Source organism: Paraburkholderia kirstenboschensis, from assembly GCF_032806925.1.
Taxonomy (GTDB): domain Bacteria; phylum Pseudomonadota; class Gammaproteobacteria; order Burkholderiales; family Burkholderiaceae; genus Paraburkholderia; species Paraburkholderia kirstenboschensis.
Genome location: NZ_CP136512.1, coordinates 940221 through 962746 on the forward strand (window position 1 = coordinate 940221; position 22526 = coordinate 962746).

Below are 22526 nucleotides of genomic sequence, written 5' to 3' on the forward strand. Positions count from 1 at the left end.
TGTGTGTCCTCGTATTCAGTGACGTTCAATGACTGCAATCCGCTGCCCGGCGCGCACAGGCGAGCCGGGACCCACGTAAATCTCGCCGACGGTTCCAGCGCAGGGAGCACACACCGATATTTCCATTTTCATTGACTCGATAATAAGGAGTACGTCGTCTGCGGCAACCACGTCGCCAGTCTTTACCTTGACCTGCCAGAGGCTTCCGGCAATCTCGCTGTCCACTGCAACCTCGCCGTCTTCCAGCGGAGTCAGTTGAGCGTCTTCGGCCACGGGTGCCTCGATTGCATCTTCCGATGTGCCCGCTTCTCGCCAGCGCTCACGCTCGGCTTCGAATGCTGCCTGTTGCCGGGACCGGAACGCGTCGATGCTGGCAGATTCGCTCGCAAGGAACGCCTGATAGGCCGGCAGAGAAAGCTCCGCCTCCTCGATCCGCAACGGGTAGCGTCCGAGCGGAAAGTCGGCGCGAATGCGCAGCAGTTCTTCGGGCGAGACTTCATAGAAGCGGATCTGGTCAAAGAAGCGCAGTAAGTAGTGCTGCCCGGCGAAGTCCGCAACCTTCCGGTAGCGATTCCACATCTGCAGCGTGCGGCCCACGAATTGATAGCCGCCGGGTCCTTCCATTCCGTAGACGCAGAGATACGCGCCGCCGATGCCCACCGAATTCTCCGCGGTCCAGGTCCGCGCCGGGTTGTACTTGGTCGTCACCAGACGGTGACGCGGATCGAGCGGCGTCGCGACCGGTGCGCCCAGGTACACGTCGCCTAGCCCCATCACGAGATAGTTCGCGTCGAAGACGATGCGCTTGACTGAGTCGATCGACTCGAGGTCGTTGATACGCCGGATGAATTCGAGGTTGCTCGGGCACCACGGCGCGTCCTTGCGCACCGTGGTCATGTACTTTTCGATCGCGAGTTGGCACGCGGGGTCGTCCCACGAAAGAGGAATATGGACGACGCGCGACGGCACGCGAAGGTCCTTCATCAACAGGACTCGCTCCCAGGCCTCCCCTACGATGCCAAGCAGCTGCGCAAGAGATAAATCGTCGGGACGATAATGAATCTGAAGCGAACGTATCCCCGGCGTGAGGTCGATCACGCCCGGAAGCGCTTTCGCTTCCAGTGCCTGCATCAGTGCATGCCCGCGAAAGCGCGAAACGAGGTCGAGTTCCGGCGGACCAATCTCCAGAAGAAGATGTGTGTCGCCGGACAAACGTGCTACGAGCCTTTCGCCGGCATCGCCCGAGTCGAGAACAATGGGAGACGTCAGCGACGAGCGTCTCCCGATTGGCGCGCATTGCCCAATCTCAAGGCTCTCCAGCTCGCGATTGCGCTCGCGTGCCGCTTCGCGCGCATGCCCGATTTCCACGGGCACGAAGCGAACCTTGTCGCCTGCCTTTAGCTGGCCGATGTGCCAAAGGTCGGCTTCGATAATCGTCACAGGACAGACAAAGCCGCCGAGACTCGGACCGTCTGGCCCGAGAATCACAGGCATGTCGCCGGTGAAATCGACGGCACCGACTGCATAGGGATTGTCGTGAATGTTCGACGGATGCAGCCCGGCTTCTCCACCGTCTTCGCGCGCCCACTGCGGCTTCGGTCCGATAAGGCGCACGCCGGTACGACTCGAATTGAAATGTATCTCCCACTCCGTATCGAGGAATTGCTCGATGTAACGGGCACTGAAGTACTCCGGCGCGCCGTGCGGACCGTAGATCACGCGTATCGTGCGAACGCTCTCCAGCTTCGGTACATTGGCGAGCGCAGCGGCAGCTCGCGTATCCTGCAGTGGATAAAGGTGAAGCACGTCGCCCGCGCGAATGGCGCGGCCACCATGCCCACCGAACTGGCCGAGCGTGAAAGTGCTGCGGCTTCCCAGATACAGCGCAACGTCCAGGCCGCCGCGCACGCACATATATGCGCGCGCGCCCGCGCCCCGAATCGTACCGAGCGCCAGAACAGAGCCCGCCGGGACAAAGACGCTGGTATTGAGCGGTTGCCTCACGTCGTTCAGCAGTACCGGAATCTCCGCACCGGTGATGGCGATGACGGCGTCGGTGTTGAATCGCAGCGTCGGCCCGCTCATCGTGATCTCTAGAGCAGCCGCTTCCGGCGCGTTGCCGAGCAGGCGATTGCCGAGCCGCATGGCGCGGTCGTCCATCGGACCTGACGGCGGAATGCCTACTGCCCAGAAACCCTGTCGGCCGGGGAAATCCTGCACCGTGGTTTGGGTGCCGCCACTGACTACTTCAACGGTGCTCGCTCGATACTTTAGGCCTTCCAGGCAACGGGTCCACGGTTCTCCGGAAGCAAAAGGCTCGTCGTCGAGAATCTGGCGCAAGTAGTCACGGTTTGTCTCGACGCCGAAGGTACGTGTGTTCCGCAACGCATCGTTCAGCGCGTGTCGCGCCTCTTCGCGCGTCGGCGACCACGCGATGATCTTTGCAAGCATCGGATCGAAGTACGGCGGCACCTCGCAACCGGATTCAATCCACGTATCGATACGCAGCGCACTTCCGTCGGCCTGCGGAAAAGCCACATCGGTGAGAAGGCCCGGACTCGGTATGAAGTCGCGGCCCGGGTCTTCGGCGTAAAGTCGAGCCTGAATCGCATGGCCTCGCGGTTTGAGACCTGCGGCGAGTTCATTCAGAGGCGCGAGTGTTCCTGCCGCCAGTTCGATCATGCAGCGAACGAGGTCGACACCCCAAACCTGCTCGGTCACTCCGTGCTCCACCTGCAGACGCGTGTTCACTTCCAGGAAGTAGAACTGCTGGGCGGCGCTGTCGTACACGAATTCGACCGTACCGGCAGAGCGGTAATCCACCGCCTTGGCAAGCTTGACGGCAGCATCGCACAATGCCTCCGCTATCCCTTCCGGCAAGCAAGGCGCGGGAGTTTCCTCCAGCACCTTCTGATTGCGCCGCTGCACTGAGCAGTCGCGGACACCGAGCGCAATCGCGTCTCCCTTTCCATCGCCGAAAACCTGAACTTCGAGATGCCTGGCTCTTTCGATGTACTTTTCGAGGAACACCCCCGAATCGCTGAAGTTGTTTTCGCCAAGGCGTTTGACCGCATCGAAATGCGCACCGAGTTCGTCCGCATGCCAACACACTCGCATGCCGATACCGCCACCGCCCGCCGTGCTTTTCAGCATCACCGGATAGCCAATGGTTTCAGCTGCCTTGAGTGCTGCCGGCAAGTCTTCCAGCAAGCCGGTGCCCTTGAGCATCGGCACACCCTGATTGCCCGCGATTTCCCGAGCCGTATGTTTGAGCCCGAATGCTCGCAACTGTGCGGGCGTCGGACCGATGAAGGCGATACCCGCTGCTTCACATGCCTCGCCGAAAGCTGCGTTCTCGGACAGGAACCCATATCCCGGATGAATAGCCTGCACGCCTTCGCGGCGAGCAATCTCGAGGATCTTCGTCGAGTCGAGGTAGGTCATCGCTGCGGGGCCGTCGCCCAATTCGTGCGCAATCGGCGCTTCGCTCACATGACGGCTCGCCCTGTCGGCCTCCGAGAAAACGGAGACTCCGGTCACATTGAGTTCGCGCAACGTTCTGAGGATGCGGCAAGCGATTGCACCGCGATTGGCGATGAGGATCTTCTCAAACATGGGAGGAACCCGGATTCAAAGGCGGGTCGTCCCGCCGTGGGAATTTGCAGCCGCGGTCGTCCACGGCTGAAGTCGCGTCAGCGATTTGCCAGATTCAGTTGTTCTCGGGTGCAAGTCACGCAGCGTCCGGAGCGAACAAGCAGGAGGAAGTAGATCAAACTGCGAACGCGCTTCAGTCCCATATCAGCAACTCCGCAGGCGTAGGGTTGTAGGCATTGCACGGGTTGTTCAACTGCGGGCAGTTCGAAATCAGCACGATGACGTCCATCTCCGCGCGCAGCTCGACATACTTGCCCGGCGCAGAAATGCCGTCTTCGAAAGTAAGGCCGCCTTCAGCAGTCACGGGCACGTTCATGAAGAAGTTGACGTTCGCGCCGACGTCCTGTTTGGAAAGACGGCCGTCATGCGCACAAGCACGCAGGAAGTTGTCGCGGCAGCTGTGCATGTAACGCTTTTCCAGCGCATAACGAACCGTGTTGCTCTCCTGCGCACAGGCACCGCCGAGCGTATCGTGGCGACCGCAGGTATCTGCAACGATGGTCAACATCGCGTTGCCGCGATTCGAATACAGAACGGAACCGGCTGTCAGGTACAGGCTTTTCTGACGCCGCAGCGTGCGTTGCGGGTCGAAACGCTCGCGAGGGTCGGCAAGACTATAGAAAAGCGTGTCGACCGCCTGATTGCCTTCGAGATCGACGATGCGCAATGTGCGCCCGGCCTTTACCTCGTGAAGCCAGGGTTCGCCGGCCGCGACGGTCTGACGGAAAGCCGCCGTTTCGGGACGTTTGTCACTGACAACAAGTGTGCTGGTCATGAGTAGCCCTCCGCTCACAGAAAGAATCGTTCGGTGTTGATAAAGCCGCGCACGTTCTCATCGCATGCGGTGCGACATACTTCGGCCACGCCCGGGTCTGCCTCGCTCAATTCGAGCTTCACAGGCTTCGGCGAATATTCAGGGCTTGGGTCCAGTGGATGCTGGATCGCAGTGAGCACGACCAGCGTGTTCATCGGCGCATACAGCTCGACGTAGTCGCCGGCCTTCGAGTTGCCTTTCACGAAGCTGAGTGTTCCGTCGCCGCTAACGTCCACACGACTGAAGAGGTTCAGCGTCATCAGCAAGTCGGAAATGGAGAGCCCCCACTTGCTCATCTCGACGAGCAGGTTGTCGGTGCCATTGCGATAGAAAGAGTTGCGCAATTCCTGGTAGCGCCCGCTGCCGTATTGCTCGAAGACTTCGTCAGCGTTCGACACCCCGCCGATGCTGTCATGCCAGCCGCACGTGTCTGCCACGATCGCAGCGAGAACACGGCCCATGTCCGAATACAGGCAGTGGCCGATGGTCAGCTTCGCGGTGTGCTGGCACTTCAGCGAATCAGGCAGGTTAAGACGCTCGCTCTTTTCCGTTGCATTGACCATCATGACGCTGACGTTTGCGCCACCGCGCAGGTCGGTCACGCGAAGCGACTGTCCGCGCTTGACGATGAGCGACGTATGACCGCCGCCGGGCACGGTTTCTTCAAGTAACAGATTCATGTCCACGTTCCCTTCAGTCCGAGATTGCTTCGACATTCGACGCGCCTTGCACCGCCGCTTGGGCCAGATGAACAGCGGACACGGATTCGCGGCTACGGTCGAGCGGAATGTTGTAGGTAATGCGCGCCCCGTAAGCTCCGGGCGCTTGCGGGTCCACCCGAACCTTGTCGAAGACGAGCACGCGACTGCCCAGAGTGAAACCTTCTTTCAGGTCATGCGTGACCATGAAGATGGTGAGGTTCGATTCGCGCCACAGGTCGGACAGCAACTCATGCATGTCTCGGCGAATGCCGGGATCGAGCGCGCCGAACGGCTCGTCGAGCAGCAGGACGCGGGGCTTCATCATCAGCGCCTGAGCGATTGCAAGGCGTTGCTGCATGCCGCCGGAGAGCTGCCGCGGATACTTGTCAGCGGCGGCGCCGAGGCCCACGCGTTCGAGCATCGCGGCAGCCTCGTCGCGGGCGCGACGTCGTTGAGCGCCGAACAGCCGCCCCGTGAACTTCGCTCGTGGAAGCTCCAGTCCAAGCGTCACATTGCGCAGCACGGTGAGATGGTCGAACACAGAGTAGCGTTGAAAAACCACGCCACGGTGTGCATCCGGCTCGCCCGGCAGGGGCTGTCCGTCCAACAGAATCTCGCCGCGCGTCGCTTGCTCCTGTCCCAGCAGAAGTCGCAGAAACGTCGATTTGCCGCATCCAGACGCGCCGACCATCGAACAGAACTCACCCTCCTTGACGGTCAGATTCAAACGCTCAAGCACAACCTGATCGCCATACTCTTTCCAGACGTTGCGGACTTCGATCATCGCGCGCCTCCGCCAAACCAGGGGAAGGACCACTGCGTGATCCGGCGAAGCAGTTCATCCGTGAGCCAGGCAAGCAGCGTAATCCACGCGACGTACGGCAGAATCAGGTCCATCGACAGATATCGGCGCACGAGGAAAATGCGGTAGCCCAAGCCATCGGTTGACGCTATCGCCTCGGCCGCGATGAGAAAGAGCCATGCGGCTCCCAGCGAAAGACGCATCGCCGCAAGCAATCGCGGCAGGAGTTGCGGCAGCACGAGCCGCAAGATCAACGTCCAGCTCGTAGCGCCAAGCGTCTGAGCCTTGACCCACAGCTCCGTTGGTATCTCTTTCGCGCGAGCATGCAAGTCCCGAATGATCATTGGCGTGATGCCGACGACGATGAGAACCACCTTCGACAATTCATCGAGTCCAAACACAATGAAAAGAATCGGCAGCACCGCGAGCGGCGGCACCATCGAGATCACCGTGACGAACGGCGAGAGCGTTGCACTCACCACCGGAAACGAGCCCGTCGCCACGGCCACCACAAGAGCAATCACCGCGCTTACGAGAAGGCCGATTCCGAGTCGTCTCAGGCTCGACAGCGTGTCGGCCCACAACAGGTACTCACCGGTGCGCTTGTCCTCGGTGAATGCGACTGCCTTCACGGCATCGTTCATTTGCGCTGCGCTCGGCAGCAGCTTGTCATCAGGATTGAGCTTGAGCCGCTCGGCGGACCCCGTGAAATACACAGCCAACAGCACGACGAACGGCAGCAGAAGTAGCATCAGGCCGCCGATCCGGCTCGGATGTCGATTGATCAATCTCATGGTGACCGCCTCTTTAAGCCGGGATATCCGTGTTACAGCTTGCCCGCGGCAGCCATCTCGACGTAGGTCGGGTCAAAGCGAAGCTTGACGTTGTTCTTGTTGCCAACCACGACGTTCTTATCGAAAGCCATGCCCACGGCGTCCGCGCTGCGGGCATCCTGTCCGAGCAGGCCATGGTCGAAGGAGAACTTTGCGACACGCGTCATGATCTTCGGCATGTCAGGGCTGGTGACGAAATCGAGTGCGGCCTTCGGCGTGTAGAAAAGCGCCGTTGTCGAAAGCTGACCTCTGAAGTTTGCAAGGTCGGTACCGGAGGCTTTCGCCATTGCGGTCAAAGCGGAGGTGCTTTCCGCCGAGTTGCTGTGCATCAACGCGACCATTTCGAACCATGCCCCCGTCAGTGCTTTTCCGAGTGCGGGATCCGCCTGCAGCGTCTTCGTGTTGACGACCATCATGTCCATGATCTCGCCAGGAATCTTGCTGGAATCGAAGACTTCGGTCACGTTGGGCTGTGCTCTCAGGTCAGCGAGCATCGGGTTCCACGTCACCGCGTTGTGGACGGTGGGCGTCGCGAAAGCACCTGAAATATCGGCGTCGGAAGTGTTCACCACCTTGAGGTCGCGCTCGCTCATATGTGCGCTTTCCAATGCGCGGGCGAGCAGGTAATGAGACACGGAGAACTGCACGAGATTGACCTGCTGCCCCTTCAGATCGGCGATCTGCTTGCCCTTGCCTTTCATGAGCACGCCGTCGTTGCCATTCGAGTAGTCGCTGACAATCAACGCCGTCGAATCGACACCGCCCGAAGCCGGAATGGTGAGCGCGTCCATATTGGTCATTGCACAGCCGTCGAACTTGCCGGCGGTGTACTGATTGATGGACTCAACGTAGTCGTTCAACTGCACGACATCGATATTGATGCCGTACTTCCTGGCCCACTTGGAGACGATGCCTTGAGTCTTCGCCTGGCCCCACGGCATCCAGCCCGCGTAGATGGTCCAGCAAACCTTGAAGTCGTTGCGACCCGCGGCGAACGCGGCACTGGAGGCGAATGTGGCGAGGGAGATGGCGGCGATGCCAAGACAGCGAGCGAGCTTGCGCATGAGGTTGACCTCGGAGGGGACGGTTAGCGACGGCAGGGAGCAGCGCAAACATCGCGTTCTCTCCCGGGCTTTTATCCCGCCGTGTAACCTCGCCTGAGGTCGACAGCTCTCGGACCAGCGCCTGCGAGAAGCAGGCCGGAACCCTAGCCGTCCATTTCCAAATTGTTTGACGAACCGGATGATGCGCCGGCCCCTTGCCCACTCTCTTAAGCGGGAAGTGTGCCAACGAAGAGATTGCACGTTCTCCGCGTGTCAGACGTCTTTTGTGCCCTCGTGCGGTGACGACCTGCACTGCGATGCGTCAACGCGCACCCTTTTCGGGCGTGGCGGCCGGTCGGGTCCGGCCACACCGGATTGGATGGTAGGCCGTGGCGGATTCGAACCGCCGACCAACGGATTAAAAGTCCGCTGCTCTACCAGCTGAGCTAACGGCCCGGTCCCCTCGCGCCGGCTCGCCGCCGGGCGCTTATAAGCTCTGCAAGCCCATGCCCATCGTGCTAGCCAATTTCAATGTTGCGGCTCGCGGCTCGGGTCGGCTCCTGCTTCGGTACGGTTAGAGTCAGCACGCCTTTGTCGAACCTGGCCAGCGTGCGCTCAGGATCGGCGTTCTCCGGCATGGGAATGGTGCGCACGAACCTTCCGTATGCACGTTCGAGCCGATAGCAGCCGTCTTCCTCGCTATGCACGTCCTGCTTCTTTTCGCCGCGCAATACGAGTGCGCCGTCCTCGACGCTCACGGTCAGGTCCTCGCGCTCCATGCCCGGCAGTTCCACCGTCACGCGCAATATCTTGCCTTCGTCGACCACGTCGATACGCGGCTGGAAGCGCGACGAACTGAAGTCGCCAAACCATCGCTCGAGCGCGCCGCGGCCTGCAAACGGATCGTGGAAGAACTCCTCGACCGCGCGCCACGGATCGCGAGGAAAGAGCCGCGAAATGTCAGGCCACGCCGCGCGCCATTGCTCGCTCGACGGTGGCGCCGAAGCACTCTCCGCCTCGGGTTTGCGGCCTGAGCCGCGAAGAAACTTGAACGGATTCCATTTTTTATCGCTCATGGTGTTGCTCCTTCGCCCCTGGAGGCGAACCGGACCACGCGCTCCAGCTCGCCGATCAGGGAAATCTGTCCACTGACAAACAAATCGAAACACGCAGCGCGTGCAACGCGACTGCTGAGCCGAAAATAAAATAGGCTGGCGGCCAAGGTTTTTCAAGTACGCGTTTTGCAGAACGATACGGCGCGTCGGCTACCCTCGCCCGCCGAAAAATCTTGTTACAAACTCCCCGGCAAACACCCTCTTGAAGTCGCACGTAGAAACCCTATTTCGCTTTCCGCCAGCGCGCTGGCAACGGCTGCGCCCCAACCGCGGGCGTTACCCATTCTCGCTGTTTGCGCGCAGCCCGCTGTCGGTTCACGACTGGCGGAGCCGCTTTTTTCATGAGCCGCAGCCACCTTGCGTGAGGTTCGAATACCTATGGAACTGACGCTCACCATCGACTCGCGTCCGCTGACGCTGGAACTCGACGACGTGGTCGCCGGGCTCTTCGCGGTACGCCTGAACCTGCCCTCCGACACCGACACGCGGGCCGCGCTGTGCCGCTATCTAAGCGACGCAGGCGGCCCGTGGCTGCTCGACGAGAACCATATGCGCAAGCGCATCCTGCGGCGCCTGATACTCGATATAGCCGACCCCGCGCTGGTGATCCGCTATCTGATGATCGAGCAGCCGCATTGAAGGACGCTAGCTCGAGTACTTCAGACTCCACGTGAACGTACGATTGCCGCCCGCATTCAGCGTGAAGGGCTGCGTGGTACACGCAAACTTCGAATGCAACTGTCCGATTGGCGTTGTCGACAATGGGTTCGTCGCGCCGCCCGCCGTGTCGAAGTTGGACAGAGCGCAACCGTCGAAGCCCGTGGTGCCGTAAGCAGTCGCGCTGCTATTGGCATAGCTGACCGAGAAGCCGTCGCTGTTGGTTGTCGTCTTCTGGAAATCGGCGAACGATGTGAAATCCGTTTCGACGGCCAGACTGCCGGTCAGCGTTGCCGAGCTTAGCGTATCGGTTCGCGTAAGCGCGCCCCGACCGAACGTGAGAACGGTGTGAGCCTGCAAATCGAGGTCGGTGGAAAACGCTGCGTTCTTTGTGGCTTGCCTGAACTTCGCGGTATCGAACGACACGATCACCTAGCCATTGCTTTCCGTGACGTTCAGATTTTTATAGTACGTGACCGGTATGTACGTTTTGCCGTTGTACGACACTTGCGGAATGAGCAGTGCGTAGCCGAGGTCCGTCGTGCCGTAGATGAGCTTGTCGGAGAAAGGAACAGGGTAATACGGCGTGTACGAGTTATAGTCTGGCGCCTGGCTCAGGTTCAGATTGATGACCCGATTGCCGTCGCGTACCGTGACAAGCGCCGCGCTGTACGGATGCGCGGTATCGGTAGGCTGGTTGTACCAGGTGAGCGTATAGCGCGGCCGCGCATCGAGCCAGGCCTGGAAGTCGGAGTCCGACATAGGCGCCTTGCCGCCGAAGCCGAGCTTGCTCCACCACGCATCCACATACATGTACTGATGCAGCAGACTGAAGTTCTCACCCATTACACGTGGCTTGCCGCGGTAAGTGTCGGTGCCACGACCTTTCACCCACATATTCACCGAAGGAGTCGGCAACGTCGGGTCATACCAGAACGTCTCATAGCGATGAGCCGCCTTATAGATGAATGTATAGGCAATCTGCATTTCCTGCGGTGTCAATACACCCGCATTGGCTGCGGCGGTGAGCACTTCCATGAACGCCGAATCGCCATAAGGACCGATCGAACGCCCGTAGTTGAAGCCCTCGCCGTCGGCATTCAATTGCGGAAGAATGAGATCCACCGATTTTCTCAAATAGCCCTTCAATTCCGGCGTGAGATTGGCCTCATTGCCCATTTCCAGTGTGCGCTCCACCACTTCGCCGATCAGCAGCGTGCTATATCTGTCGAAGCGCGCCTTGTCGTAATAGGTCGTATGTGTGTTCGACGCTTCGTCCGAAAACCCTCCGGACGAGTCGTTGCGAATATGATTGGCGAGCGTGTACAACAACGCATCGCGTGCGCTCATCGTCGCAACGGCCGGGTCGCTGGTAGACGAGAAAGTCGGATTGCTCCAGCCGAGCTTCTGCCGTAGTCCTGCAATACCGTACGACACGGCGTAATAATTCTGCGCGGTATTGAGCGAGGCAACGTCGATCGGCACGCCGGCAGCAGGGCATGTGTTGGTCTTGCCGCTGGAATCGGCGCCGAACATGTCGCAAAACGTCAGGCGGTTTTGCAGCGTCGCCAGCATTGCGTCGCTGAATACTTCGTTCAGCATGCCGCGCGCCTTGAAATTGTTCAGGGCAACCAGGTAATAGTATTCGCCCCACGACGTGTTCGCGTACAGGTAATCCGCGCCGCTCGACTGACTCATCATCGCGGTGGTGATCTTCTGGTACGTCGCGAGATAGTCCGTGTACTTCGGGTCGCCTTTGGCCTTCATATCGATCAGGATGTACGAAAGGCCGAGCGCCAGCTTGCCCGGCAAAAACTTGTCGCCGGTGTTGGTGTCGAGCACGTGTACCGGATTGCCGTCGCCGAGATCCATCACGACTTGCGTAAAGTCCGGCGCCTTTCTGATCAGGTCGAACAGCGCTCGCATCTGACCCATCATCGTAATGGGCACATCGGTCCCGGGCGGGACGCTTGTATCGCTCGCGCCGTAGACGATTGAATGAAGAGAAGGCGTGGGCGTGGCGGCAGGCGGCTGGATCGCATCGCTGCCGCCTCCGCAGGCCGTCATGAGAAGTGTCAGCGCACTTGCGGCACACACGCCGAAGGAATTTCGTGGGGAACGCATGTTTGTCTCCTGATTGGAATTGGATGGAGCACAGCTAGCCTCTGAAAACCGAAAGAAAACGATTAACCATTCGTCAGATCTGCATGCTCGCACTACTGCGGCAGTGCGCACAATCCTAGGTAAACTCAGTACTAGTAAAGCGCCGGCAAAGCTTCTATGCTTAGAAAAACGTTTTCCTAATTGGGTCCAAATCGCCGACTTGGCGTTGTTGCGCTGCGTCGCGCGTGACGGGCTTGGGGCGCTCGTCGCCCAGTACCTATAGCGCGGCGCGACGAGCGAGGCTGCGCGACGGAGACATTCATGCAAACTGCCGTAATCGGTCTTGCCCGTACCGCCAGCCGCTATCGCTGGACGGTGTGCGCGCTGCTGTTCTTCGCGACCGTCATCAACTACATGGATCGGCAGATTCTCGGTCTGCTCGCGCCGCTGCTGCAGCACGACATCGGCTGGAGCCAGGTGCAGTACGGCCGCATCGTCATCGCGTTCTCCGCGTTTTATGCAGTGGGACTGTTGTGCTTCGGCCGGATCGTCGACTGGCTCGGCACGCGAATTTCTTACGCGCTTGCAATGCTCTTGTGGAGCATTGCCGCGATGCTGCATGCCGCGGTGGGCTCGGTAACCGGCTTCGCGATGGTGCGCGCGCTGCTCGGCATAGGCGAAGGCGGCAACTTCCCGGCCGCAATCAAGACCACCGCCGAATGGTTTCCGCGGCGCGAGCGCGCGCTGGCCACCGGCATCTTCAACTCAGGCGCGAATATCGGCGCGGTATTCGCGCCCGCGATCATCCCGCCGCTTGCACTGGCGTTCGGCTGGCGCTCGGCGTTCGTGATCATCGGCGCGCTGGGCATTGTGTGGCTCGCCGTATGGTTCGCCTTTTACCGCTCGGCTGAACCGCGTTCGCACGACGACGATCTCGAAGAAGCCCGCGACGAAGTCGAAGCGCTCGATGCCGCCAACGTCAACGCCCGTGCGCCCGGTTGGGGCGTGCTGATCCGCAAGCGTCAGACGTGGGCGTTCCTGATCGGCAAGTTCCTGACCGATCCGGTGTGGTGGTTTTATCTGTTCTGGCTGCCGAAGTGGCTCAACGAGTCGCGCGGCATGGACATGCAGCACATCGGCCTGCCGCTCGTTTGCATCTACGCGATGACGACCGTCGGCAGCATCGGCGGCGGCTGGCTTTCGTCGGCGTTGCTGCGTGCAGGCTGGAGCGTGAACGCCGCGCGCAAAACGGCGATGTTCATCTGCGCATGTTGCGTGCTGCCGATCGCGTTCGTCTCGCAGATCGACAACCTGTGGGGCGCGGTTGCGATTGTCGGCCTCGCGGCCGCCGCGCATCAGGGCTGGTCCGCGAATCTCTTCACCACGGCGTCGGACCTCTTTCCGAAGCGCGCGCTCGGCGCGGTCGTCGGCATCGGCGGAATGGCTGGTTCGATTGGCGGCGTGCTGTTTTCGGAAGTGATCGGGCAGGTGCTGCAACGCACCGGTCACTACTGGGTGCTGTTCGCGATTGGCGCGCTCGCGTACCTTATCGCGTTTGCCGTGATGCACATGCTGACGCCGCGCATGGCGCCGGCGAAATTCGAAGCGTAAAGCGCGAGAAACGTGAGGTGAAAGCGCGACGCGTATCAGCCGCAGGCCGCCGTCGATTCACGGACGATGAGCCTCGGCTCGAACATCGAATGTCCTGTATCGGCGTGGCCCGCAAGTGCGTCGATCAGTTTTTGCATCGCGAGCTCGCCCATCTTCTCGCTTTGAATATCGACCGTGGTCAGCGCCGGCGCTGCGTATTCGCCGTAAGGAACGTTGTCGACGCCGGTTACCGACAACTCCTGCGGCACCTTGATACCGAGCGACGCTGCCTCTTTCATGAAGCCAAGCGCGATCAGGTCGTTATAGCAGATCACCGCATGCGGCCTGCGCGGACCGAGCATCACGCGCGAACACGCATGTTCGCCGGCATGAGCGGTCGGCGCATGCGCGTCGTACACGTCGAGCGTCAGACCCGCTTCTTCGAGACACTCGCGCGCGCCGCGAATCCGCTCGTCGTTGATGCGTGCCTGCCCAAAGCCGAGGTAAGCAATCTGACGATGCCCGAGATTTAGCAGATGCCGCGCGAGCATGTAGGTGGCAAGCCGGTTGTCGATGCCCACGCTCGGGATCGGCAACGTATCGCTGTGCCGCAACAGCACGAGTGGCTTGCCGAGATCGAGCAACCACTTCGACTCGCTGTCGGACATGCGCGAACTGAGGATCAGCCCGTCCACGCGCTGCGCAAGCGCTTCGATCAACGGTCGTTCGCGCGCCTGGTTTTCGTCGGTATCGACGAGCAGCAGCGTGTAATCGTGGCGCAGCGCAATGCGGTTCGCGCCCTTCACGACGTTGGTGAAGTGCGGATTGCTGATGTCGAGAATCGTCAGCCCGATTGCGCGCGTGCGGCCGGTGATCATGGATCGCGCGAGCGGATTCGAACGGTAGCCGAGTTCTTCGATCGCGGCCTTCAGTCGAGCCTCGACCGGCGCGGAGAAGCGCTGCGCGCCGTTCATGTACTTCGACACGGTTGCGACCGAGACACCCGCAGCGGCAGCGACGTCGCGAATAGTTGGAGAAAGTTTTTTCATCCCGAACCCGAAGGTAACGTTTTCTTTTTGTTAACCGATTGTCGCAGAAAAGACCGCATATGCGGGCCTTTCCGGTTCGCTGAGATGTTCACTAACACTCGGCCTACCGTTGATTTGCTCGTTGTCAAAAACGTTCACCTAACTAGCCACGCTACTTGCAGGAGTTTCACCGATGAGCCAAACGATGACTCAACCCGAAGCCGCACCACGTAAGCCCTTCCGGCGTCTGCTTCTGACGGGCGCCGCCGGAAATCTGGGCCGCCAGTTGCGCGGCGCACTCGCCGAATGGGCCGATGTCGTTCGTGTGACCGACATTGCGAGCCTGGGCGAGCCCGCGCCGCATGAGGAGACGAGCGTGGTGGATCTCGCGGACCGTGAAGCGGTCATGCAACTGGTGGAAGGCGTGGACGCAATCGTGCATCTGGGCGGCATTTCAATCGACGCCCCTTTCGACGACCTGCTCGGCGCGAACATTGCCGGCACATACAACCTCTATGAGGCGGCGCGCAAACACGGCGTGAAGCGCATTGCGTTCGCAAGTTCGAACCACGTGATCGGCTTTCATCCGGTAACCGAAGTAATCGACGCCGATGCGCCGCAGCGCCCCGACACCTTATATGGCGTGACCAAGTGCTTCGGCGAGGCGCTTTCGCGCTACTACTACGATCGCTTCGGCATAGAGACGGTGTGCATGCGCATCGGCTCGTCGTTCGAAGAGCCGAAGAACCCGCGGATGCTCGTCACGTACCTGAGCTATCGCGACTTGATCGAACTCGTGCGCTGCTCGCTGTTCACGAACCGGGTGGGACATGTGGTGGTGTACGGCGCATCGGACAATCCGGTCAAGTGGTGGGACAACACCAAGGCCAGTTTCCTTGGCTTTAATCCGCGCGACAGTTCAGCGCCGTTTGCAGCACGCTTCCCGGCAACCGCGCCTGACGGCTCGCGCGACGACCCGGCGCAGCGCTTTCAAGGTGGACCCTTCGTGCTGGGCGAGCCGCTCGAGCGTGAAAACCCGCGATAGCGCGTCAACGCAGCGCGGCGTGTGCTCACAGCGCCGCGTGCAGGCATTCAACGCACGGCGCTAATACGCCGAGCGCGCCATGTCGTTCGCAGAGTGGTTCACGCGTTCCGTCCGCGCCAGTTCGATCCGGCATTTGCCGGCTCGTTTCGCGCGATACAGCATTGCGTCCGCGCCGGCCAGCGCGTCGCTCAGACTCTCCGCCTGAGCGCATTCGTTGATGCCGGCGCTGAACGCATAGGCCAGCTTGCCATTTGCAGCCGGCAGCGGGCAACTGACCGCGGCGAGCATGCTGCCGACCAGTCGAGCCGCTTCCGCCATCGACGTATGCGGGAAAAGTATCGCGAACTCCTCGCCGCCCAAGCGACCGAACACGTCACCGGCACGCATGTGCCGATGCACTTCGGCGCCGAAGTCGGCAAGAACGCGGTCGCCTGTGGCATGCCCGTGTCGATCGTTGATGGTTTTGAAGTCGTCGATGTCGATGATCGCGACGCACAGTTCAGTGTGCGCCGCACGTGCCGTCTGCGAAAGCGTTGCGCCGCGAGTCATGAATGCCCGACGCACCAGGGCGCCGGTCAACTCGTCGAAACTGGCCAGCTTCTCGACCTGTTGCATCAGACGGTCGTTGGCTACCATCACGAGGCCGATCGACAGGAGCGGCAATGAAAGAATGCTGATGCCGAGAAAGGCGAAATCCGGAGCGACGTGCGTCGGCCAGCTTATCGCGTGATCGGCGAAGAAAGCGTTCAGAACGCCCCGCGCGAAGTACACGATTCCGCCGGCAAGCGCCGCGCAAAGCACGAGCCAGTACCCGTATTGTGGCCGCTCACGCACACGCGAGCTCCAGAGCGTCCACCCTACGGCGATGCGCGCATACGCAAGCGCGAACGACATGGCCGCGGCTCTCGCGCTGACGTTCGGCGACTCCCACGTCCAGTACACGACGGCGCCCACGAACACACCTAACGCGAGATGCTCACCTGTCCGGCACGGCGGCTTGCCGACGAACGCGCGGCAACCTTGCAGCATGAGTAGTGCGCCGCCAAGCACGAGCATGCACGACGCAAGCATCACGGCCGCCGAAGGGCGAGCATGCACGAGAAACAGCACCCCGGATGCGACCGCGAACAGGCAATGCGCGGCAAGCCAGCGACGTAATCCGGCCACCTTACATCGCGCAAGGTAACCCAGCACAGCCGCGCTCGAAAGACATGAGACGAACAAGGTAGCGAGCAGCGCAAGGGAACTGGACATGGTCTTTTGGCATTATGCTGGCCGCACATGTGGCGTGCGGCCTTTGATTTTTCTATAGCGTCCGTTGGCACAGCCCTCTTACGGACAGACTTCATTTCGATGCTGCCGCTCTCCCGGCACCCGATGCATCGGCAATAGTGGCCGCGAGTCGCGCTTGGCGCCGCGCTATCGGTCCTTTCTTCGTCGAAAGGCCCACCAAGCCGTCAGTCCCGTGAAGCAGGCCACGAGCACCACCATCACCCAGAAACCATGGTGGTTCTCGGCAAACGGAATGCCGCCCACATTCATACCGAAGAACCCCGCGACGATGTTGATCGGCATGGCGAGAACCGTAACCAGGGTGAGCGTGAACAGCGTACGGTTATTCTGTTCTTCCAGCCGGGAAATGATCTCTTCCTGCAGCAGCCTCACGCGTTCGATCAAACCTGCCATGTCGGAGAGCACGACTGAAAACTCTTCCGTCGATTCGCGCAAATCCTGCACGTCTTCAGGATGAAGCCAGCGAGGCGGTCTTGCGAGCAGGCGAAAAATTGCGCCCGGCTCTGGCGCAAGCATCCGCTGCAAACGAGTCAGCATGCGTCGCATCGCGCCGAGGTCGAGCCGGTTTTGCGTGGGCCGCTGAGAGAGGAAGCGGTCTTCGATACGATCCACATCCGCGCTCGTGCGGCGGACGATCTGCACGAGCAGGTCGGCCTGGTCGCGCATCAAATGGACGAGCAGTTCCACCGGCGAGCGGAACACTTCCCCTTCTTTCACCGACGCGCGCAACCGGTCCACGGAACGCAGCGGCTTCAGACGCGCCGTCACGATGATTCGCTGGTGGGCGTAAATCCATAACGTGGCGATCTCCGACGGAATGAACTCGAGATTGAACATGACGTCGTTGACCACCGCGCGCAGCGCGTCGTCTGCCTGTTCGATTCGCGTCGAGTGCGAACCCTCCTGCAACGCGTCGAAAAAAGTTTCAGGCAAATCGAGCTGCGCTCGCATCCAGCGTTCGCTCGCGCTGTGCGCCAGATTGAAATGCAGCCATAGAAATTCGTCGGTATGCGGCGCATGCAGCCATTCGAGCGCGTCATCGGCGGAAATGGGCCGGCCGGGTTGCGTCGGCGAAAAGACAAAGCCGCACACGATGCCGGAAGAATCCGAGCCGTAAGTTTGCAGCAGAAGTTCAGATTTCATAAGTCGTCCAATGTCTGCTTCCGCTTCAGGTTTATAACAACCCGCAATTTACCAGCCGAAGATGAAGCCCCGATGGCCGCCATCACCAGGCCACGCGATCGTCATATTGCCTTGGAATCACTGGGAGTATGGCGATTTCTGATTGAGCAATTGCTTCATAGCGAATATCAATGACACGCAAACCTTTGCGCTTGCATTGCCACAAGTAGTCGCCCTATTGCCGCCGCACCGCGGGCCGTTATTGCGTTTAGCATCGGCGCAAGTGATTGGGATCGTGCGCTGCTGCCCGTTCGCGTTAAAGGGAATAGAAAGCCTTTACTTAGTTTTTGGCCAGAAAAGTGGCGACTGGAGTCCAAGATCATGAATTTTCGTAACCTGTCGGAAAAGGACAAGCTGGCTATCGCATTCGGTCTACTGGCTGTCGTCGTGCTGATCGTCTCGGCGATATCGCTGAAAGCGCTCAACGACGCGAACGAGCGCTTCACCGGCTTTATGAGTGGCGTCGATGCGCGCGCGCGGATGGCCGAGTCGGTGCGAAACGCCGTCGACGACCGTGCGATGGCAGTGCGCAACCTGGTGCTGGTTTCGTCATCTGCCGACATCGAGCTCGAAAAGGCCGCCGTGCTCGATGCTGAAAAGCGAGTGGAGAGCAACCTTGAGAAGTTCAGTGCGATGGTGGCGAGCGCACAGGACATGACCGACAAGGCCCGTGCTCTGGCTGGCGAGATATCGCGGATCGAACAGCTTTATCGACCGGTCGCGCTGGAGATCGACAGGCTCGCCGTGAACGGACAACACGAGGCCGCGATCGCGGAAATCGCGGGCAAGTGCAGGCCATTGCTCACCGCATTGATCAAGGCTTCGAATGCATACGCCGACGCCACGCATGAACATGCGATGCAGTTGGCGCAGGAATCGGCGGAACAGTTTGTACATCAGCGCAACCTGCTGATCGTCTTCTGTTTCGGTGCTATTGCGCTCGCAGTCGTGGCCGGGATCGTCATCACGCGCGGCTTGCTGCGTGCGCTCGGCGCCGAGCCCGTCGCGCTTGCGGAAGTCACGCGGCGCGTCGCGGAGGGCGACTTGCGCTCGGTTCCCGGAGCGAGCAATGCACCGGCAGGCAGCGTACTTGCATCGATGGGCGAGATGCAGTCGAGCCTCGTTCGTCTGATCGGCAATGTCCGCAACGCGGCGGACAGCATCGCGACGGGCTCGAGTGAGATTGCGTCGGGCAACGTGGATCTGTCGTCGCGCACGGAGCAGCAGGCGTCGTCCCTTCAGGAGACCGCGTCGAGCATGGAAGAGTTGACCGCCACCGTCAAACAGAACGCCGAAAACGCCCAGCAGGCGAGCACCTTGTCAGCCAATGCATCCGAAGTCGCGTTGAAGGGCAATGGCGTCGTCGGCCAAATGGTGGGGACGATGGGCGAGATCAGCGCCAACTCTGCGCGTATCGCCGAGATCACCGGCATGATCGAAGGCATTGCGTTCCAGACGAATATCCTGGCGCTCAATGCCGCCGTCGAAGCCGCACGTGCGGGCGAGCAGGGGCGCGGCTTTGCGGTGGTGGCAAGCGAGGTGCGCAACCTCGCGCAGCGCTCGTCGAGCGCGGCAAAAGAGATCAAGGATCTGATCAGTACGTCCGTGCAGAAGATCCAGGACGGCTCGTCACTCGCCGACAAGGCGGGAATGACAATGGCGGAAGTCACGCAGGCAGTCGCGCGCGTGACCGACATCATGGGCGAAATCGCGGCGGCGTCGGCGGAACAAAGCCGCGGCATCGAACAGGTCAACCAGGCAATCACGCAGATGGACGAGGTCACGCAGCAGAATGCCGCGCTGGTGGAAGAAGCGGCGGCCGCGTCCAAATCGCTCGAAGATCAGGGGCGGCAGTTGAATCAGTCGGTGTCGTTCTTCCGTCTCGAAGGCGCCGCGGTGTCGGCATCGCAGGTGTCCTCCGCTGCGCCTCGTGGGCGAAGCGCCTCTGCGAACAACAGGGCTATCGCGAACAAACGCACTTCGGCGGCCACCTTGCGCCCCGCTACTGCCGCTTCGGTTGGGGCTGGCAGCGGGGCTGGAGCTGCAACCCGATCGGACGGCTGGGATATCTTCTAAACGTCGTCCAGCGCCTCGGACGCTTATGGAGGCGAGCGGCAGCCGGCGGTCTGCCGTTCGCTTTGTCGGAGTGCCGCGCATTCGCCGTTCGGTTGGCGGGCCGCAAACGGCTTACCGCGCCGGTGCCGTCACCAGTTGCAACGGCGTTTCTATCGTCCGCGACAATTCGCGCTGCTTTCTCTGCTCGGTCACGGCTTTCAACGCAACGTCCATGCCGAACACGGCCTGCCGGTCTCCGAACTGGTCGACCGTGGCTAGCACGCGGCCGTCGGCAAGCAACGGCTTGATCGCTTCAATCGCGTTGTAGCCGGTGATATAAATGCCGCCCGTTCGGCCTGCGTCGCGAACAGCGTCCGCCGCGCCCATGGCCATGTTGTCGTTCGCGCATAGCAAGCCGCGAATCTGCGGATGCTGGCCGAGCATTTTCGACGCGACGTCGCGGCCCTTGCCATACTCCCAATCCGCAGCTTGGGTCGCAACCACTTGCATGCCCGCCGTGTTCATGACTTCCCTGTAACCGGCCGTGCGTTCCTGTGCGTTGCGGTCCGCGGCGATGCCCTCGATGATCCCCACCTGGTCGCCGGCCTGAAGCCGCTCGGTAAGATAGTTCGCCACCAGCGTCGCACCCTTGCGATTGTCCGGTCCGACGAACGGCACGGAGATCTTCGCGGCGTCCTGCAATGCGTCGTCGAGCGGATTGTCGATGCTCACCACGATGATGCCCGCCTTGATCGCGCGCGCCACCACGGCCGTCAGTGCTTTGGACCCGGACGGCGCAATCACGATGGCGTTCACCTTTGCCTTGATCAAGTCCTCGACGATTCGGATCTGTCCGGCCGTGTCAGTCTCCGTCGCGGTACCGCGAACCGTCAACGCGAATTGCGACGCGTAATGCTGCTGATAGTTTTTTGCCGCATTAGCCATCGCGACCGTGAAGGGATCGTTGAGCGACTTCAGCACGAGCGCGATCTTCGGCGTGCCGCCTTCCACCGTTGCCGCACCGGCCGCTCGCGCGAGACCGGCCGCAGCCAGAGCACCGGCGATCAGCACGCGGCGGCGCATTCCCTGCGTCATGGTTTCTCTCCTTGCCGGCGGCGCTCGACAACAGCATCGACGCCAACGGATGAATGCGAGCTGACTGGCCCGCAAGCGTCTTGCAAGTTCAGCATCATCGAGCCTTCAGCGCGCGGAGATCCGATGCGATCTGCTCGAATAGCGGCCGGCTTTGAACGTCTTCGCTCAGGCAACTGTCTCTCAACATCGCGAGCTTTTCAGCGACGCGGTGTTGCGCACCAGGATCGCCTACATGGCCCTGATCGCTAAGATCGCTACGATTGCTCCCATCGCTCCCATCGCAACGGTCGATCAACTCATCGAGCAGACAACCAAACGCTCGCACTTCCAGACGTTCGAGCACAACGCTGCGTTCGCGGTTGTCCGTCGAATAGAAAGATGCGGCACCGAAGTCTCCTAACAATACACGTGCCTGGCCGTCATGCAGAATGTTGTGTGCGTACAGATCGCCGTGCATCACGCCCCGCCGGTGCAAGTGACACGCGGCAGATGCAATGCCGTGCGCCATATCCACGACGTCGGCGGCTTTGAAGCGGGCGGCCGCCGCGTAAATGTCCCGCGTGCACGACTCGAAGCTCGGTGGCCCCGCCAGATTGCGAAATTGCGGCTCGATCAGTTCCATCACGAGGCCGTGCGCGTTTGCCGGATGATCTTTTACTTTCCCCGCGACCGCAATCAGGTTCGCGTGATCGCCGGCCCGGATGCAGGCCGCCATTTCGCAGTCGGGCAAACCGTCGCTCGTGACGGCGCCTTTGAACAGCTTGACCGCGACGGGCCGCGATGCGCCACCCCGCCCGCGTAGTTCGGCGCGGTAGATCACACCCGAGGCGCCCTCGCCCAACTGCTCCCGCAGGCGCAAATCGTCCCAGCCAATTTCGGCGATGGGCGTATCGGTCAACGCCGCAGCTTCCAATGCGTCGCCGAACGGATTGCCGGCATATGCGAGCCACGCGAGCCGCGGCATGCGAAATAGCCATGGCGGCAATTCGTCGAGCCGATTCGCCGCAAGCCGCAGCAACTCGAGCCGCGAACACTCAGCCAGTTCTTCCGGAAGAAAACGCAGGCGATTGCCAGCCAGCATTAACTTTTGCAAATGTGCGCAGTTACCGATTTCCGGCGGTAACGCGTCGATCTGGTTGTCCGTGAGGATCAGCCAACGCAGCCGCGGCGGCAGCGCATTGCCGGCAACCGTACCAATGCGATTCGCCTTGAAGCCGACCATGCTCAATTGCTGACACTGCCCGAGTACTTCGGGCAACTCGGTGAACGGATTGTTGGATGCAAACAGAATGCGCAACTTATGGAGCCGCGCGAAATCGTCAGGCAATGCCGACAGCGCATTGCCGGAGAGATCGAGAATTTCGAGTGTGTCGGCGAGTGCGAAAACCTCGCGCGGAAACTCAGTGAGCCCGCACGCGAGTTTCAGTTGGCGTGCGCCCGATAGCTGTCCCGCTCGCAGTTGTTCCAGTGTTGTTGTCACAGTCGTAAGAAGATCCGGTGGCCCGCGCCCATGGTG

16 protein-coding genes, 1 tRNA gene, 1 pseudogene and 1 riboswitch are annotated in these 22526 nt (G+C 60.9%); of the genes and pseudogenes, 4 read left to right on the top strand and 14 right to left on the bottom strand.

Features of this window, described 5'->3' with window-relative positions:
* Nucleotides 1–15 precede the first annotated feature (15 nt).
* The 8 genes from uca to RW095_RS12950 form a co-directional block, all read right to left on the bottom strand.
* Nucleotides 16–3615 (bottom strand): urea carboxylase, encoded by a 3600-nt coding sequence (gene uca / locus RW095_RS12915; RefSeq protein WP_317019386.1) that lies wholly within the window; start codon nt 3613–3615, stop codon nt 16–18.
* Nucleotides 3616–3787: 172 nt separating this feature from the next.
* Nucleotides 3788–4429 (bottom strand): urea amidolyase associated protein UAAP2, encoded by a 642-nt coding sequence (locus tag RW095_RS12920; protein ID WP_317019387.1) that lies wholly within the window; start codon nt 4427–4429, stop codon nt 3788–3790.
* 14 nt (nt 4430–4443) lie between these two features.
* Nucleotides 4444–5148 (bottom strand): urea amidolyase associated protein UAAP1, encoded by a 705-nt coding sequence (locus tag RW095_RS12925; protein WP_317019388.1) that lies wholly within the window; start codon nt 5146–5148, stop codon nt 4444–4446.
* Nucleotides 5149–5161: 13 nt separating this feature from the next.
* Nucleotides 5162–5953, bottom strand: coding sequence for an ABC transporter ATP-binding protein (locus RW095_RS12930; protein WP_317019389.1), 792 nt, complete (start codon nt 5951–5953; stop codon nt 5162–5164).
* On the bottom strand, nt 5950–6765 hold the full coding sequence (locus tag RW095_RS12935) for an ABC transporter permease (protein ID WP_317019390.1): 816 nt from the start codon (nt 6763–6765) through the stop codon (nt 5950–5952). Before RW095_RS12935 ends, RW095_RS12930 begins: the two co-directional genes overlap by 4 nt.
* A gap of 32 nt (nt 6766–6797) precedes the next feature.
* Nucleotides 6798–7868: a putative urea ABC transporter substrate-binding protein gene (locus RW095_RS12940; protein ID WP_317019391.1), complete on the bottom strand. Its 1071-nt coding sequence runs from the start codon at nt 7866–7868 to the stop codon at nt 6798–6800.
* Nucleotides 7869–7926: 58 nt separating this feature from the next.
* Nucleotides 7927–8026: riboswitch (guanidine-I (ykkC/yxkD leader) on the bottom strand.
* Nucleotides 8027–8227: 201 nt separating this feature from the next.
* Nucleotides 8228–8303: transfer RNA gene (locus tag RW095_RS12945), tRNA-Lys, on the bottom strand.
* A 62-nt stretch (nt 8304–8365) separates the two neighbouring features.
* Nucleotides 8366–8923: an Hsp20/alpha crystallin family protein gene (locus RW095_RS12950; protein ID WP_317019392.1), complete on the bottom strand. Its 558-nt coding sequence runs from the start codon at nt 8921–8923 to the stop codon at nt 8366–8368.
* A gap of 417 nt (nt 8924–9340) precedes the next feature.
* Here RW095_RS12950 and RW095_RS12955 point away from each other — a divergent pair, with 417 nt between their 5' ends.
* Entirely contained in the window at nt 9341–9601 is a 261-nt protein-coding gene (locus RW095_RS12955) for a hypothetical protein (RefSeq protein WP_317019393.1), read from the top strand.
* A 6-nt stretch (nt 9602–9607) separates the two neighbouring features.
* On the opposite strand, the pseudogene RW095_RS12960 reads toward RW095_RS12955, so the two are convergent.
* Nucleotides 9608–11743 (bottom strand): annotated as a pseudogene (locus RW095_RS12960) (hypothetical protein).
* A gap of 300 nt (nt 11744–12043) precedes the next feature.
* Here RW095_RS12960 and RW095_RS12965 point away from each other — a divergent pair.
* Nucleotides 12044–13333, top strand: a complete 1290-nt coding sequence (locus RW095_RS12965; RefSeq protein WP_317019394.1) for an MFS transporter — start codon at nt 12044–12046, stop codon at nt 13331–13333.
* 35 nt (nt 13334–13368) lie between these two features.
* Here the strand turns inward: RW095_RS12965 and RW095_RS12970 are convergent, their stop codons facing one another.
* Entirely contained in the window at nt 13369–14361 is a 993-nt protein-coding gene (locus RW095_RS12970) for a LacI family DNA-binding transcriptional regulator (protein WP_317019395.1), read from the bottom strand.
* 172 nt (nt 14362–14533) lie between these two features.
* On the opposite strand from RW095_RS12970, the gene RW095_RS12975 reads away from it, so the two are divergent.
* Nucleotides 14534–15385: an NAD-dependent epimerase/dehydratase family protein gene (locus RW095_RS12975; RefSeq protein ID WP_317019396.1), complete on the top strand. Its 852-nt coding sequence runs from the start codon at nt 14534–14536 to the stop codon at nt 15383–15385.
* A gap of 60 nt (nt 15386–15445) precedes the next feature.
* On the opposite strand, the gene RW095_RS12980 is transcribed toward RW095_RS12975, so the two are convergent.
* The gene (locus RW095_RS12980) at nt 15446–16639 is read right to left on the bottom strand and encodes a GGDEF domain-containing protein (protein WP_317019397.1); all 1194 of its coding nucleotides are present in this window, start codon (nt 16637–16639) and stop codon (nt 15446–15448) included.
* 165 nt (nt 16640–16804) lie between these two features.
* Nucleotides 16805–17821, bottom strand: coding sequence for a transporter (locus RW095_RS12985; RefSeq protein ID WP_317019398.1), 1017 nt, complete (start codon nt 17819–17821; stop codon nt 16805–16807).
* Nucleotides 17822–18181: 360 nt separating this feature from the next.
* Between RW095_RS12985 and RW095_RS12990 the strand changes: the two genes are divergently transcribed.
* Complete coding sequence (locus RW095_RS12990; RefSeq protein WP_317019399.1) at nt 18182–19936, top strand: methyl-accepting chemotaxis protein; 1755 nt, start codon at nt 18182–18184, stop codon at nt 19934–19936.
* A 111-nt stretch (nt 19937–20047) separates the two neighbouring features.
* Here the strand turns inward: RW095_RS12990 and RW095_RS12995 are convergent, their stop codons facing one another.
* Nucleotides 20048–21010, bottom strand: a complete 963-nt coding sequence (locus tag RW095_RS12995) for a substrate-binding domain-containing protein (RefSeq protein WP_317019400.1) — start codon at nt 21008–21010, stop codon at nt 20048–20050.
* Between the two features lie 94 nt (nt 21011–21104).
* Nucleotides 21105–22490 carry a leucine-rich repeat-containing protein kinase family protein gene (locus tag RW095_RS13000; protein WP_317019401.1) on the bottom strand — a complete coding sequence of 462 codons (1386 nt, stop codon included), beginning with the start codon at nt 22488–22490 and terminating at the stop codon, nt 21105–21107.
* Nucleotides 22491–22526 lie beyond the last annotated feature (36 nt).

Excerpts from the sequence above, each read along its gene's own strand:
- uca (WP_317019386.1), bottom strand. The coding sequence starts at position 3,615 with ATGTTTGAGAAGATCCTCATCGCCAATCGCGGTGCAATCGCTTGCCGC.
- RW095_RS12920 (WP_317019387.1), bottom strand. The coding sequence starts at position 4,429 with ATGACCAGCACACTTGTTGTCAGTGACAAACGTCCCGAAACGGCGGCT.
- RW095_RS12925 (WP_317019388.1), bottom strand. The coding sequence starts at position 5,148 with ATGAATCTGTTACTTGAAGAAACCGTGCCCGGCGGCGGTCATACGTCG.
- RW095_RS12930 (WP_317019389.1), bottom strand. The coding sequence starts at position 5,953 with ATGATCGAAGTCCGCAACGTCTGGAAAGAGTATGGCGATCAGGTTGTG.
- RW095_RS12935 (WP_317019390.1), bottom strand. The coding sequence starts at position 6,765 with ATGAGATTGATCAATCGACATCCGAGCCGGATCGGCGGCCTGATGCTA.
- RW095_RS12940 (WP_317019391.1), bottom strand. The coding sequence starts at position 7,868 with ATGCGCAAGCTCGCTCGCTGTCTTGGCATCGCCGCCATCTCCCTCGCC.
- RW095_RS12950 (WP_317019392.1), bottom strand. The coding sequence starts at position 8,923 with ATGAGCGATAAAAAATGGAATCCGTTCAAGTTTCTTCGCGGCTCAGGC.
- RW095_RS12955 (WP_317019393.1), top strand. The coding sequence starts at position 9,341 with ATGGAACTGACGCTCACCATCGACTCGCGTCCGCTGACGCTGGAACTC.
- RW095_RS12965 (WP_317019394.1), top strand. The coding sequence starts at position 12,044 with ATGCAAACTGCCGTAATCGGTCTTGCCCGTACCGCCAGCCGCTATCGC.
- RW095_RS12970 (WP_317019395.1), bottom strand. The coding sequence starts at position 14,361 with ATGAAAAAACTTTCTCCAACTATTCGCGACGTCGCTGCCGCTGCGGGT.
- RW095_RS12975 (WP_317019396.1), top strand. The coding sequence starts at position 14,534 with ATGAGCCAAACGATGACTCAACCCGAAGCCGCACCACGTAAGCCCTTC.
- RW095_RS12980 (WP_317019397.1), bottom strand. The coding sequence starts at position 16,639 with ATGTCCAGTTCCCTTGCGCTGCTCGCTACCTTGTTCGTCTCATGTCTT.
- RW095_RS12985 (WP_317019398.1), bottom strand. The coding sequence starts at position 17,821 with ATGAAATCTGAACTTCTGCTGCAAACTTACGGCTCGGATTCTTCCGGC.
- RW095_RS12990 (WP_317019399.1), top strand. The coding sequence starts at position 18,182 with ATGAATTTTCGTAACCTGTCGGAAAAGGACAAGCTGGCTATCGCATTC.
- RW095_RS12995 (WP_317019400.1), bottom strand. The coding sequence starts at position 21,010 with ATGACGCAGGGAATGCGCCGCCGCGTGCTGATCGCCGGTGCTCTGGCT.